We start from the raw sequence: 13,963 nt of genomic DNA, 5'->3' as shown, positions 1-13,963 counted from the left end.
AGGACGCGTGCAAGGTTTTGCCCTTTCTTGTCAGACGCCGAGATAACGGTTGCGGATGTCGTCGGAAAGCTCCGCCGGCAGCCCGTTCCATACCGTCGTGCCCTTTTCGAGCACGACGCAGCGATCGGCCACGGGAAGCAGTTCCGACATGGTCTTGTCGACGACCAGGATCGCCTGGCCCTCGTCCTTGAGCTTGCGGATCGAGCTCCAGATATCCTGCCGGATCACCGGCGCGAGGCCTTCCGTCGCCTCGTCGAGGATCAGGAGCTTCGGATTGGTCATCAGCGCGCGGCCGACGGCCAGCATCTGCTGTTCGCCGCCCGAGAGCGAAATGGCATATTGGCGCCGGCGCTCGGCAAGCCGGGGAAAAAGCGCCTCGATGCGGGCGAGCGTCCAGGCGCCCGGACGCGCCGCCGCAATCAGATTTTCCTCGACGGTGAGGTTGGGAAAGCAGCGCCGCCCCTCCGGCACCAGCCCGATGCCGAGCCGGGCGACGCGGTGCGGGCGCAGACCCTGAAGGCTCGACCCGGCGAAGCGCAGCGTGCCGGCGCGTGGCGGGTTCAGGCCGCAGATCGACCGGATCGTCGTGGTCTTGCCCATGCCGTTGCGGCCCATCAGAGCGACGACCTCGCCTTCGCCCACGGCCAGGTCGACGCCGAACAGGGCCTGGCTGGCGCCATAGAAGGTCTGTAGTCCGGTGGCTTCGAGCAGCATCACCCTTCCTCCCCGAGATAGGCTTGCCGCACGTCGGGATTGTGCCGGATTTCGTCGACCGTGCCGGTGGCGATGATACGACCGTAGACGAGCACGGAGATGCGGTCGGCAAGTGCGAACACCGCATCCATGTCGTGTTCGACCAGCAGGATCGGCGCTTCGGCGCGCAGCCCGTCGAGAAACGTCGTCAGCGCCTTGGAGCCCTCCGGTCCCATGCCGGCCATCGGTTCGTCGAGCAGGAAGGCCTTGGAGCCGAGGGCGAGCGCGATCGCGATCTCGAGCTGGCGCCGCTCGCCGTGCGACAGTTCCGCCGCCGGGACGTCCGCCCGCTCGGCCAGCCCTACCTGTTCCAGGGCTTCCAGCGCCGGCTCGCGCAGCGAGCGGTCGGCCATCACCGGCTTGAGGAAGCGGAAACTCGTGCCCTGACGTGCCTGCACGGCCAGCATGACGTTGCGCAGCGCCGAATAGTCCGGCGCAAGCGACGAGATCTGGAAGGTGCGGCCGAGCCCGAGCCGTGTGCGCTCGGGAACGCCGAGCGCGCCGATGTCGCGGCCCAGAAACCGGATCGTGCCGCTGCCGGGCCGCAGCGACCCGGCGATCTGGTGGATCAGCGTCGATTTGCCGGCACCGTTGGGCCCGATCAGCGCATGGATTTCGCCGGCGCGCAGATCGAGGCTGACATTGTCGGTCGCCTTCAGGGCGCCGAAGCTCTTGTTGAGGTTGCGGATCTCGAGGATGGGCTCAGCCATGACGTGCCTTTCCCGCGATCAGGCCGACCACGCCGCCGCGCGCGAACAAGACGACGCCGAGTAGGATCAGCCCGAGGAAGAACTGCCAGCGCTCGGTGATGCCGCCGAGATAGAATTCGAACAGGACGTAGACCATGGCGCCGGCGACCGGCCCGAACAGCCGCCCGGTGCCGCCCAGGATGATCAGCACGATCAGCTCGCCCGACATATGCCAGGACAGCATCGATGGGCTGACGAAGCGGTTGAGGTCGGCAAACAGCGCGCCGGCCAGCCCGGTGATCATACCGGAGATGGCGAAGGCGACGAGCTTGATGCGAAACGGGGCGATCCCGACGGCCGCGAGGCGCTGCTGGTTTTGCCTGGAAGCTTCGAGCGCCGCGCCGAAGCGGGAGTTGCGCAACACGGAAAATACGGCCAGCGCGGCAAGCAGGAGGCCAAAGCACAGATAGAAGAAGTGCAGGCCGTTCAGCGTGTTGACGCCGGGAAACCCGTTTCGGACATAGATCGACAGCCCGTCCTCGCCGCCATAGGCCGGCCAGGAGATCGCGAAATAGTAGATCATCTGCGCGAAGGCGAGTGTGATCATGATGAAGTAGACCCCGCTGGTGCGCAGCGAGATGACGCCGATCGCGAGCGCGGCGAGCCCGCACAGGAGGATCGCGACCAGCCAGATGACGATCATCTGGTTGGTACCGGGAAGGCCGAACAGCAGCGGCTCGTTGTTGAAGGCGTGTGTGGCTGCGATGCCGGCGACGTAGCCGCCAATACCGAAAAACGCCGCGTGGCCGAACGAGACCAACCCGCCCAACCCAAGCAGGAAGTTCAGCCCGACCGCGGCCAGGGCCAGGATCGCCATGCGGGTGGCAAGCGTGACGTAAAACGGTTCGCCCATGCCGGCGGCGACCAGCGGGATCGCGGCCAGGGCCAGAACGAGCACGAGGTTGAGGATGCTTTCGCGAGGATTGCCCATCATCGTCAACCCTGCGCCGAAAACAGGCCCTGCGGGCGAATGGCCAGCACGAGCGCCATGAACACGTAGATCAGCATGGAGGCGAGAGCCGCGCCGATGCCGGCAGCGGCGGAGGCGTCCATGAAGGTGGCGAACACGACCGGCAGCAGGAACCGGCCGAGCGTGTCGATCACGCCGACCAGCACCGCCCCGACCAGCGCGCCCTTGATGGAACCGATGCCGCCGATGACGATCACCACGAAGGCAAGGATGAGCACCGGCTCGCCCATGCCGACCTGGACCGACTGCAGCGCCCCGACCAGCGCGCCGGCCAGCCCGGCCAGTGCGGCGCCGAGCGCGAACACGACGGTGTAGAGCGTGCGAATGTCGACCCCGAGGGCGGCGATCATCTCCCGGTCGGATTCGCCGGCGCGGATGCGCATGCCGAGCCGCGTCCGCGAAATTAGCAGGTAAAGGCCGACCGCGACCGCGATGCCCACCCCGATGATTGCCAGCCGGTAGGCCGGATACGCGCCGCCGCCCGGCAGCGGCAGCGCGCCGCGCAAGAGCGGTGGGATGTCGAGATAAAGCGGAAACGAGCCGAACACCCAGCGCGTGCCCTCCGAAAAGATCAGGATCAGCGCAAAGGTCGCCAGCACCTGGTCGAGATGGTCGCGGTCGTAGAGCCGCCGGATGACGGTTATTTCCACCAGTGCGCCGGCCGCCGCCGCCGCGGCCAGGCTCGCCACCAGCCCGAGCCAGAACGAGCCGGTCGCCGCGGCAACCGTCGCGCAGGCGAAGGCGCCGATCATGTAGAGCGAGCCGTGGGCGAGGTTGATCAGGCCCATGACGCCGAAGATCAGCGTCAGGCCGGCAGCCATCAAGAACAGCATGACGCCGAATTGAAGGCCGTTGAGGATCTGTTCGATGAGGAGCGCGGTTTGCACGGTCGTCCTGAACGTTGGAAGCGGGAACCTTTCTCCCGCTACATCGGGGAGAAGGCGGCCCGGCGGGCCGGATTGGGGAAGGGGCGAAGTGGCGACCGAGCGCATGCGGGCGGGCTCTGCCGCGCCGCGGCGGCCGGTCGCCGCCCTCTCCCCGCGGGCGGGGAGAGGGCGCTCGTTGCGTTACATCTTGCAGTCGGCCGCGTAGGCGTCCTGATGATCTTCCAGCGCGACGCCGACGATCTTGTTGGTGAGCGTGTCGCCTTCCTTGATCACCTCGCGGACATAGATGTCCTGGATCGGATGGTGGTTGTCGGCGAAGGCGAAGTCGCCGCGCGTCGATTTGAAATCGGCTTCCTTCAGCGCCGCGCGAAACGCGTCCTGATCCTTCACGTCCGCCTTGGCCGCCGCCGACAGGATGAGGTTGGCGGTGTCGAAACCCTGGCTGGCATAGAGCGAGGGCAAGCGGCCATATTCGGCCTGGAAGGTCTCGACGAACGCCTTGTTGGTGTCGTTGTCGATGTCCTTCGACCATTGCGAGGTGTTCTTGACGCCGATCGCGGCGTCGCCGACCGCGCCGAGAATGTCCTGGCTGAAGGAGAAAGCCGGGCCGACCAGCGGCAGCTCGACGCCCGACTGGGCATATTGCTTCATGAAGGCGATGCCCATGCCGCCGGGCAGAAAGAAGAACACCGCGTCGGCGCCGGAAGCGCGGATTTGGGCGATCTCGGCGGCGTAGTCGGTCTGTCCGAGCTTGGTATAGACCTCGTTGGCCGGTTCGCCCTTGTAGAAGCGCTTGAAGCCGGTCAGCGCGTCGGTGCCGGCCGGATAGTTCGGCGCCATGATGAAGACCTTCTTGTAGCCGGCCTCCGCGGCATAGGCGCCCGCCGCCTCGTGCAGATTGTCGTTCTGCCAGGCGACGTTGAAATAGTTCTTGTTGCAGTTGGCGCCGGCAAGCGCCGAGGGGCCGGCATTGGGCGACAGGTAGAAGGTACCCTGATTGACGGCGTTCGGCACGACGGCCATCGCCAGGTTCGACCAGATGATGCCGGTCAGAATGTCGACCTTGTCGCTCTGCATCATCTTGTCGGCGATCTGCACGGCCAGTTCCGGCTTGCGGGCATCGTCCTCCACGATCAGCTCAACGTCGGAATTGCCGGCCTGTTTGAGCGCCAGCATGAAGCCGTCGCGCACGTCGACGCCGAGCCCGGCGCCACCGCCCGACAAGGTGGTGATCATGCCGACCTTGACCGGTTCGGCGAAGGCCGCGCCGGCAACGCTGGCGGAAAGGGCGATCACGCCCGCTGCAAGAAATTTCTTCATGGTCGTCTCCCTGTTTCGTTCCCTACGACACCCGATCTTTGAACGGTCCATCCCGGCCCGGGGCCGGCTTGCGATCCGCCCGGCGCGGCCGTGGTGCCTCGGCCCGCCGTCATAGTTCGGTTCTGACTTTCCACAACTCCGGAAACAGTTCCACCTCCAACATCTTGCGCAGATAGCTCACGCCCGACGTCCCGCCCGTTCCGCGCTTCAGTCCGATGATGCGTTCCACGGTGGTGACGTGGTTGAAGCGCCAGCGCCGGAAATAGTCCTCGAAATCGACCAGCTTCTCCGCCAGCTCGTAGAGTTGCCAGTAGCGTTCGGGCTGTTGGTAGACCGATTTCCACGCCGCCAGCACCGTCGCGCTTTCCTCGCGTCTCGAGCGCCATTCCTTGCGCTTGGCGTCCACGCCGATCTCGAAGCCCTGGCGGGCAAGCAGAAGCAGCGCCTCGTCGTAGAGGCTCGGCCGCTCCAGGATCGCCTCCAGCCGCGCCGTCACCGCCTGATCGTGCGCGTGCGCCTTCAGCATCGCCGTATTGCGGTTTCCGGCCAGAAACTCGATGGCGCGATACTGCCAGGACTGGAAGCCGGAGGACTGGCCGAGGGCGGCGCGAAAGCGAGTATATTCGCTCGGCGTCATCGTGCGCAGCACGTCCCAGGCGCTGTTCAGCTGCTCGAAGATGCGCGCCACCCGGGTCAGCATCTTGAACGCCGGTTGCAGGGCGTCGCCACGCAGGGCGGCGAGCGCGGAAGTGACCTCGTGCACGGCGAGCTTCATCCACAGTTCCGAGGTTTGATGCTGGATGATGAACAGCATCTCGTCGGGCGAGTCGGATTTCGGCGCTTGTGCGCTGAGGATCCTGTCGAGGTGCAGATAGTCGCCATAGGACATCTTGCTCGCGAAATCCGTCACCGCGCCGTCGCTGGAGGGGTCGTAGGAAGCGCTCATGTCACGGCAGCCCTTTCGTGGAACTCGGGACGGTCCCAAAGCCGCTCGACCAGGATGCGTTCGAGCCGTTCGGCGCCGGCGACCACCTCGTCCTCGCCGAGGTAAAGCGGCGTGAAGCCGAACCGCATCGCGTTCGGCGCGCGGAAATCGCCGATCACGTCATGCGCGATCAGTGCCTGCATGATGGCATAGCCGTTGTCGTGCAGGAAGGAGACCTGGCTGCCGCGCTGCTCCGGGTCGCGCGGCGAGCCGAGCGTCAAATCGGGACAGCGCCGTTCGACCTCCACGATGAAGCGCTCCGAAAGCCGGATCGAGGCGGCGCGCAGATCGGCCATGTCGACGCCTTCCCAGGCGTCAAGCGCGGCGTCGAGGGCAGCCAGCGCGATTACCGGCGGTGTGCCGACCCGCATCCGGTCGATGCCCCGGCCGGCTCGGTAGTCCAGGTCGAAGGCGAACGGCGCGTCGTGGCCGAGCCAGCCCGAAAGGGCGGGGCGGACCTTTTCGGCCAGCCTTGGCGCGACATAGATGAAGGCCGGGGCGCCGGGGCCGCCATTGAGATATTTATAGGTGCAACCGACCGCGAAATCGGCGTCGGCGCCGGCGAGATCGACCGGCAGCGCGCCGGCAGAATGCGCGAGATCCCAGATCGCCAGCGCGCCCGCGGCATGCGCCTTCTCCGTCAGGCGCTTCATGTCGTGCAGGCGCCCGGTACGGTAGTCGACCTCCGTCAGCATCAGCGCCGCCACCGTGTCGTCGATCGCGTCCTCGACCTCTTCCGGCGCGACGATCTTCAACTCGTGGCCCTTGTCGAGCGACTGGATCAGCCCGGACGCCATATAGAGGTCGGTCGGGAAATTGCCGTTGTCGGACAAGACCACCTTGCGCTGCGGCCGCAGTTCCAGCGCCGAGGCGAGCGCCTGGTAGACCTTGATCGACAGCGTGTCGCCCAGCACGACCGACCCCTCAGGCGCGCCGATCAACCGCCCGACGCGATCGCCGACCTGCCGCGGCTGAGCCATCCAGCCGGCGGCGTTCCAGCCGCGGATAAGCATCTCGCCCCATTCCTCGCGCATCATCGTCGCCGTCTTGTCGACCGCCTTTTTCGGCAGCGGGCCGAGCGAGTTGCCGTCGAGATAGACAAGACCGTCGGGCAGGTGGAACAGGGCGCGGGTTTTGGAAAAATCGGTCATGCCTGCGTGTCCTGGCGAAGCCTGAAACGCTGGATTTTGCCGGTCTGGGTCTTGGGAAGCGCCGCGATGAAGACCACCGAGCGCGGATATTTATACGGCGCGATCGTCGCCTTGACGTGGTCCTGCAGGCGCTTGGTCATCGCCTCGTCGCCGACGCGGCCTTCAACGAGCACCACATGCGCCTGAACGATCTCGCCGCGCGCCTCGTCGGGCGCGCCGATGACGGCGCATTCGGCGACGTCGGCATGGGCGAGAAGCGCGGCTTCGACTTCCGGTCCGGCGATGTTGTAGCCGGCCGACACGATGATGTCGTCGGTACGCGCGGCAAAGTGGAAGCGTCCGTCCTCGTCCTGGTAGAAGGCGTCGCCGGTCAGGTTCCAGCCGTCTCTGACATAATCGCGCTGACGATCGTCGGCGAGGTAGCGGCAGCCGGTCGGGCCGCGCACGGCGAGCTTGCCGACCGTGCCGCGCGGCACCTCGTTCATGTCGGCGTCGACGATCCTGGCCTCGTAGCCGGTGACCGGCCGTCCGGTCGTGGCCGGATGCATGTCGTCGAAACGGTTGGAGATGAAGATGTGCAGCATTTCCGTCGCGCCGATGCCGTCGAGGATCGGCTTGCCGGTCTTTTGGGTCCAGGCCTCGAAAACCGGGGCCGGCAGGGTTTCGCCCGCCGACACCGCCACCCTGAGCGAGGACAGGTCGGCGCCGTCCTCCATCGCCGCCAGCATGGCGCGATAGGCCGTCGGCGCGGTGAAGGAGACCGTCGCCTTGTAGGTCTCGATGATCTCGATCATGTTGGGTGGCGTGGCGCTTTCCAACAGCGTGGCGGCCGCGCCGAAGCGCAGCGGGAAGATCGCCAGGCCGCCGAGGCCGAAGGTGAAGGCGAGCGGCGGCGAGCCGACGAACACGTCGTCGGGGGTCACTTGCAGCACTTCCTTGGCATAGCCGTCGGCGATGATCAGAAGGTCGCGGTGAAAATGCATCGTCGCCTTCGGCACGCCGGTCGTGCCCGAGGTGAAACCGAGCAGCGCGACGTCGTCGCGGCCGGTCTTGATCGCCTCGAAGATCACCGATTTGTCGAGCGCGACGCGGTCGAGTTCGGCGTCGTGATTGGCGGTGCCGTCGAAGCCGACGACCTGTTTCAAAAATTTGCTGTCCTTGGCGCAGGCGACGAGCTCGTCCTTGGCGCGCGTATCGCACAGCGCCAGTGCGATCTCCGCCTTGTCGACGATCTTGGCAAGTTCCCCGGCGCGCAGCATCGGCATAGTGTTGACCACCACCGCGCCGGCCTTGGTCGCGGCCAACCAGCAGGCGACCATGGCCGGATTGTTGGGACCGCGGATCAGCACCCGGTTGCCCGGCTTGACGCCGTAATCCTCGACCAGCGCATGGGCGAGGCGGTTGGTCCAGTCGGCAAGTTCCTTGTAGGTGCGCCGGCGCCCGTTGCCGATCAGCGCCGTGCGGTCGCCAAAGCCCTGTTCGACCAGGCGGTCGGTCAGTTCCACGCCCACGTTGAGATAGTCGGGGTAGTCGAAGCCGTCGAGCAGGAAACCCGGCCACGCATCCTGAGTCGGCAGGTTGTCGCGGGAAAATGTGTCCGTATGTCCCGTCGGTCCGAGCATTGTTTTTCCCCTGCTGGTTTAGTTGGCAATCTGCCTGGCGATGACGATTTTCTGCACGTCCGAGGCACCTTCATAGATCCTGAGCGCCCGGATCTCCCGGTAGAGGCTCTCCACGATGTGACCCCGGCGAACGCCGTCGCCGCCATGAAGCTGCACCGCCTTGTCGATTACTTCCTGTGCCCGGTCGGTGGCGTAGAGCTTGGCCATTGCCGCTTCGCGGGTCACGCGCGGCGCGCCTGAATCCTTGGTCCAGGCGGCGCGGTAGATGAGCAGCGCGGCCGCATCGACGTCGAGCGCCATGTCGGCGAGGTGGCCCTGCACCATCTGCAGGTCGAACAGCGGCGCCCCGAACAGTTCCCGGCCGCCGGCCCGCGCCAGGCTTTCGTCGAGCGCGCGCCGGGCAAAGCCGAGCGCTGCCGCGCCGACGGTGGAGCGGAAGACGTCGAGCACTGACATGGCGATGCGGAACCCTTCGCCGGGTTTACCGACCATCGCGCTCGCCGGCACGCGCACATCGTTGAAGGAAAGCCGCGCCAGTGGGTGCGGCGCGACCACCTCGATCCGCTCGGCGATTTCGAGGCCCGGCGTGTCGGCCGGCACCACGAAACACGAAATGCCCTTGGCGCCCGGCGCGTCGCCGGTGCGAGCGAACACGCTGTATACGTCGGCGATGCCGCCGTTGGAAATCCAAGTCTTTTCGCCCGAAAGCACGTAGTCGCCGCCGTCTCGCGTCGCGCTCATGTCCATGTTGGCGACATCGGAGCCCGAGCGCGGTTCCGACAGCGCGAAGGCCGAAATCGCCTCGCCGCGCCGGGTCTTTTCCAGCCATTCGCGTTGCTGCGGCGATCCGAACAGGCTGATCGCGCCGGTGCCGAGCCCCTGCATGGCGAAGGCGAAGTCGGCGAGCCCGTCATGGCGGGCCAGTGTCTCGCGGGTCAGACACAGCGTGCGCACGTCGAGCGGGCCGGGCGCGGCGGGATCGACCGCCGTGGGCTGGAGCCAGCCATCGCGGCCGAGCGCCGCAACGATCTGCCGGCAGGCCTGGTCGACGTCGTCATGTGCGACCGGCAGGTTTTGGGCGCACCAACCCTCCAGCCGTTCGGCATGGTCGCGGTGGCGGTCCTCGAAAAACGGCCAGGACAGGAAGCTGCGGTCAGCCATCAATTTCCCTCGAATACGGGTTTCTGCTTGGCGACGAAGGCGTGATAGGCGCGTTCGAAATCCTTGGTCTGCATGCAGATCGCCTGCGCCTGCGCTTCGGCCTCGATCGCCTGGTCGAGACCCATAGACCATTCCTGGTTCAACTGGGTCTTGGTGATTCCATGTGCGAAGGTCGGGCCGGAAGCGATTGATTTCGCGAGCGTCAACGCCTCCGCTTCAAGCGTCTCGGCCTCGATCAGCCGATTGTAGTAACCCCAGCGCTCGCCTTCCTCCGCGCTCATCGAGCGGCCGGAATAAAGCAGTTCCGCCGCGCGGCCCTGGCCGATGATCCTGGGCAGCATGGCGCACGCGCCCATGTCGCAGCCCGCCAGCCCGACCTTGGTGAACAGGAAGGCGGTCTTGGCCTGCGGCGTCGCCAGCCGGATGTCGGAGGCCATGGTGATGATCGCGCCCGCACCCACCGCCACCCCGTCGACGGCGGCAATGATCGGCTTGGAGCAGTTCAGCATCGCCTTGACCAGATCGCCGGTCATGCGGGTGAAGGCCAGCAATTGCTTCATGTCCATCGCGACCAGCGGTCCGATAATGTCGTGCACGTCGCCGCCCGAGGAGAAATTGTCGCCATTGGGCAAGAACACCACCACGTCGATATCGTCGGCATAGGCGAGCTGGCGGAACGTGTCGCGCAACTCGGCATAGCTCTCGAAGGTCAGCGGGTTCTTGCGTTCGGGGCGGTTGAGCCGCACCCGCGCCACGCCGTTTTCGGCCTCCCAGAGGAAATGCCGCGGTTTCAGGCCTGCCATTGCGGTCAAGTCTCGCCCTCCCAATTGCTGCGGAACGATTTGAGCATTGTCGAAAGCCGTTTGGCGTCGGCCTCATCGACGTCGCCGAGCAGGTCGCCGATCCAGTCCTCGTGGACCCGCGCCATGCGCTGGAATTCGTCGCGCCCCCGCTCGGTCAGGGTCACGATAGAGGTACGGCGGTCGCCGTCGCGGCGCGCGCGGCTGACGAAGCCGTCCGACACCAGCCGGTCGACGATACCGGTCACGTTGCCGTTCGACACCAGCAGAAAGCGTGACAGGTCGCTCATCAGCATGCCGTCAGGGGCGCGATAGAGCGCGGCCATCACGTCGAAGCGCGGCAGTGTGGAGTTGAAATCGCGCTTCAGCCGCTCCCGCAGCTCGCTTTCGATCATGCGCGAGGCGCGCAACAGCCGAATCCACAAGAGCAGCCGCTCCTTGTTGCCCGACCGGTGGCCGATTGTCGCGACCAGCCCGCTTACCATGTCTCGCCTCCCGACACCGAGATCGCCTGGCCGGTGATCGAGCGCGCGTCCTCGCCGGCAAGCCACAGCACCGTGGCGGCGACCTCGTCGGGCTCGATCAGTCGGCCTTGCGGATTGGTCGCGGCAAGCATGGCGCGCGCTTCCGACGCGCTGCGTCCGGTCTTTTCGACGATCCGGGCGATCGAGCCGTCCAGCATCTCGGTCTCGGTAAAGCCCGGACACACCGCGTTCACCGTCACGCCCGACTTGGCGGTCTCGCTCGCAAGCGCCCGCATCAGTCCGACCACGCCGTGTTTCGCCGCGACATAGGGCGCAACATAGGCATAGCCCTTCAGGCCGGCAGTCGAGGCGACGAAGACGATGCGGCCGCGCCTGCGTTCCAGCATGCCGGCGAGCGCCGGCCGCACGGTCAGGAAGGCGCCGGTCAGATTGACGTCGAGCGTGCGTTGCCAGTCGCCGAGCGTGGTCTTGTGGGCTGGCGCGCTGCCCGACATGCCGGCATTGGCGACCACGATGTCGAAGGCCCCGCGCGCGGCTTCCGCAGTTTCGTAGAGCGCCCTGACCGAGGCTTCGTCGGTCACGTCGGCGCTGACGCCGTGAATGCGCGGGTTGGACTGGGCCACCGTGTCGAGGCTCTGCTGGCGCCGGCCGCAGATCGTTACCTCGATGCTGGCCTCGGCGAGCGCGATGGCGATCGCTTTGCCCACCCCGGAGCCGCCGCCGGTGACCAGCGCGTGACGCGTTTCCATCGTCACACCTTGCCCGTCATCTGGTCCTGGCGTTCGGCCAGGCGGTAGAGCTGGTCGCGGCCGGGCAGATAGGGATCGGGCCACTTGACCTGGCGGTCGCCGAGCGCGCCGGCCTGGTGCAGCGTCCAGTAGGGATCGGCAAGATGCGGCCGGGCCAGACACACCAGATCGGCGCGGCCGGCCATCAGGATCGAGTTGGCGTGATCGGGTTCGTAGATATTGCCCACCGCCATCGTCGCCATGCCGGTCTCGTTGCGGATCCGGTCGGAAAACGGCGTCTGGAACATGCGGCCATAGACCGGCTTGGCGCGGATCGAGGTCTGGCCGGCCGATACGTCGCAAATGTCGACGCCTGCCTCCCGCAGCAGACCGGCGATCTCGACCGCGTCCTGCGGCGTGATGCCGTCTTCGCCGACCCAGTCATTGGCCGAGATGCGCACCGAGATCGGCTTGTTGTCGGGCCACGCGTCACGCACCGCGCGATAGACCTCCAGCGGGTAGCGCATGCGGTTTTCCAGCGAGCCGCCATAGTCGTCCGTGCGCGTATTGGTCAGCGGGGTGATGAAGGACGACAGCAGATAGCCGTGCGCCATGTGCAGTTCGAGCATGTCGAAGCCGCAGCGTTCGGCCATCTCGGCGGCGGCCACGAATTGGTCGCGCACCATATCCATGTCGGCGCGGTCCATTGCCTTCGGCGTGGGGTTTTGCGGCGACCAGGCGACCTCGGAAGCCGACAGCAGCGGCCAGTTGCCGGTTTCCAACGGCGCGTCCATGTCCTGCCAGCCGAGCTGGGTCGAGCCTTTCGCGCCGGAATGGCCGATCTGGGCGCAGATCTTGGCCTCGGTTTCGGCATGGACGAAATCGACCAGCCGGGTCCAGGCGGCCTCGTGCTCGGGCGCATAGAATCCCGGACAACCCGGCGTGATCCGGCCCTCGGGGCTGACGCAGGTCATCTCGATATAGACCAGTCCGGCGCCGCCCTTGGCGCGTTCGGCATAGTGGGCGAAATGCCAGTCGGTCGGGCAGCCGTCCACCGCCTTGTACTGCGCCATCGGCGAGACCACGATGCGGTTCTTCAACGCCATGTCGCGCAGCTTGAACGGCGCAAACATCGGCGCGCGCGCGATGTTGATGTCGTTGCCGGCCTGACCGTGAAACCAGCGCTCGGCGCCTTCCAGCCAGTCCTTGTCGCGCAGGCGCAGATTTTCGTGGCTGATGCGCTGCGAGCGCGTCAGCAGCGAATAGTTGAACTGGACCGGGTCGAGATCGAGATAGCGCTCGACCTCCTCGAACCATTCCAGCGAGTTCCTCGCCGCCGATTGCAGGCGCAGCACTTCCAGCCGGCGCGCGTCCTCGTATTTGCGAAAGGCGGACTCCAGATCGGGTTCGCTGGTGACGTAGTCGGCGAGTGCGATCGCGCTCTCCAGCGCCAGCTTGGTGCCCGAGCCGATCGAAAAATGCGCGCTTGCCGCCGCATCCCCCATCAGCGCCAGGTTCTTGTGCGACCAGCGCTCGCACAGGACTCGCGGGAAGTTGAGCCAGGCCGAGCCGCGGATATGGTTGGCGTTGGAGATCAGCGCATGGCCGCCGAGATGGTCCTTGAAGATCGCCTCGCAGGTTGCGATCGACTCCTCCTTCGACATCTCGCCGAAGCCGAATCGCGCCCAGGTCTCCTCCGAGCACTCGACGATGAAGGTCGCCGTGTCGTCGTCGAACTGGTAGGCGTGCGCCCATACCCAGCCCTTGTCGGTCTCCTCGAAGATGAAGGTGAAGGCGTCGTTGAATTTCTGGTGCGTGCCGAGCCAGACGAATTTGCAGGCGCGCACGTCGATGTCGGGCTTGAAAATGTCGGCGAACGCGGTGCGCGCCTTGGAGTTGAGCCCGTCCGAGGCGACCACGAGGTCGTAACGGTCCATGTAATGTTGTGGCTCATCGGCCTCGGTCTCGAAGCGCAAGTCGACGCCGAGTTCGCGGGCGCGTTCCTGAAGCAGCAGCAGGAGCCGCATGCGTCCGATGCCGCAGAACCCATGGCCGGTCGAGACGGTCTGCGTACCGCGATAAAACACGGCGATGTCGTCCCAATAGGCGAAATGCTTGCGGATCTTTTCCGCGCTGGCGGCATCGTTGGCGGCGAGATTGTCGAGGGTTTCGTCCGACAGCACCACGCCCCAGCCGAACGTGTCGTCGGGACGGTTGCGTTCGAAGACGGTGACCTCGTGGGCGGCGTCGCGAAGCTTCATCGAGATCGCGAAATAAAGGCCGGCGGGCCCGCCGCCGAGAATGGCGATTTTCATGTCGGGCGTTCCTCCCTGCGCGACAGATAAACCATGT

13 protein-coding genes are annotated in these 13,963 nt (G+C 66.1%); all 13 read right to left on the bottom strand.

Going from position 1 to position 13,963, the window contains the following annotated elements:
• Positions 1–30 precede the first annotated feature (30 nt).
• Positions 31–714: an ABC transporter ATP-binding protein gene (locus tag C7T96_RS03870; RefSeq protein ID WP_106569813.1), complete on the bottom strand. Its 684-nt coding sequence runs from the start codon at positions 712–714 to the stop codon at positions 31–33.
• A complete protein-coding gene (locus C7T96_RS03865; RefSeq protein WP_106569812.1) occupies positions 714–1,463 on the bottom strand; it encodes an ABC transporter ATP-binding protein in 750 nt (249 codons plus the stop codon). Before C7T96_RS03865 ends, C7T96_RS03870 begins: the two co-directional genes overlap by 1 nt.
• On the bottom strand, positions 1,456–2,436 hold the full coding sequence (locus C7T96_RS03860) for a branched-chain amino acid ABC transporter permease (RefSeq protein WP_106569811.1): 981 nt from the start codon (positions 2,434–2,436) through the stop codon (positions 1,456–1,458). Before C7T96_RS03860 ends, C7T96_RS03865 begins: the two co-directional genes overlap by 8 nt.
• A gap of 2 nt (positions 2,437–2,438) precedes the next feature.
• Positions 2,439–3,359, bottom strand: a complete 921-nt coding sequence (locus C7T96_RS03855; protein ID WP_106569810.1) for a branched-chain amino acid ABC transporter permease — start codon at positions 3,357–3,359, stop codon at positions 2,439–2,441.
• A 180-nt stretch (positions 3,360–3,539) separates the two neighbouring features.
• Positions 3,540–4,679: an ABC transporter substrate-binding protein gene (locus C7T96_RS03850; protein WP_106569809.1), complete on the bottom strand. Its 1,140-nt coding sequence runs from the start codon at positions 4,677–4,679 to the stop codon at positions 3,540–3,542.
• Positions 4,680–4,788: 109 nt separating this feature from the next.
• A complete protein-coding gene (gene kynA, locus C7T96_RS03845; RefSeq protein ID WP_106569808.1) occupies positions 4,789–5,625 on the bottom strand; it encodes a tryptophan 2,3-dioxygenase in 837 nt (278 codons plus the stop codon).
• Positions 5,622–6,815, bottom strand: a complete 1,194-nt coding sequence (gene kynU, locus C7T96_RS03840; RefSeq protein ID WP_106569807.1) for a kynureninase — start codon at positions 6,813–6,815, stop codon at positions 5,622–5,624. The genes kynA and kynU overlap by 4 nt, the downstream gene beginning before the upstream one ends.
• Complete coding sequence (locus C7T96_RS03835; RefSeq protein ID WP_106569806.1) at positions 6,812–8,437, bottom strand: AMP-binding protein; 1,626 nt, start codon at positions 8,435–8,437, stop codon at positions 6,812–6,814. Before C7T96_RS03835 ends, kynU begins: the two co-directional genes overlap by 4 nt.
• An 18-nt stretch (positions 8,438–8,455) precedes the next feature.
• Positions 8,456–9,598, bottom strand: coding sequence for an acyl-CoA dehydrogenase family protein (locus C7T96_RS03830; protein ID WP_106569805.1), 1,143 nt, complete (start codon positions 9,596–9,598; stop codon positions 8,456–8,458).
• Positions 9,598–10,410, bottom strand: a complete 813-nt coding sequence (locus C7T96_RS03825; RefSeq protein ID WP_106569804.1) for an enoyl-CoA hydratase family protein — start codon at positions 10,408–10,410, stop codon at positions 9,598–9,600. The genes C7T96_RS03830 and C7T96_RS03825 overlap by 1 nt, the downstream gene beginning before the upstream one ends.
• Positions 10,407–10,883, bottom strand: a complete 477-nt coding sequence (locus tag C7T96_RS03820; RefSeq protein ID WP_106569803.1) for a MarR family transcriptional regulator — start codon at positions 10,881–10,883, stop codon at positions 10,407–10,409. Before C7T96_RS03820 ends, C7T96_RS03825 begins: the two co-directional genes overlap by 4 nt.
• Positions 10,877–11,632 carry an SDR family NAD(P)-dependent oxidoreductase gene (locus C7T96_RS03815; RefSeq protein ID WP_106569802.1) on the bottom strand — a complete coding sequence of 252 codons (756 nt, stop codon included), beginning with the start codon at positions 11,630–11,632 and terminating at the stop codon, positions 10,877–10,879. Before C7T96_RS03815 ends, C7T96_RS03820 begins: the two co-directional genes overlap by 7 nt.
• Positions 11,633–11,634: 2 nt before the next feature.
• Positions 11,635–13,926 carry a bifunctional salicylyl-CoA 5-hydroxylase/oxidoreductase gene (locus C7T96_RS03810; protein ID WP_106569801.1) on the bottom strand — a complete coding sequence of 764 codons (2,292 nt, stop codon included), beginning with the start codon at positions 13,924–13,926 and terminating at the stop codon, positions 11,635–11,637.
• Positions 13,927–13,963 lie beyond the last annotated feature (37 nt).

Origin of the sequence: Nitratireductor sp. StC3 (genome assembly GCF_003015025.1) — a bacterium.
Taxonomy (GTDB): domain Bacteria; phylum Pseudomonadota; class Alphaproteobacteria; order Rhizobiales; family Rhizobiaceae; genus Mangrovimarina; species Mangrovimarina alexandrii.
This window is presented reverse-complemented; position numbering and strand designations above follow the sequence as displayed.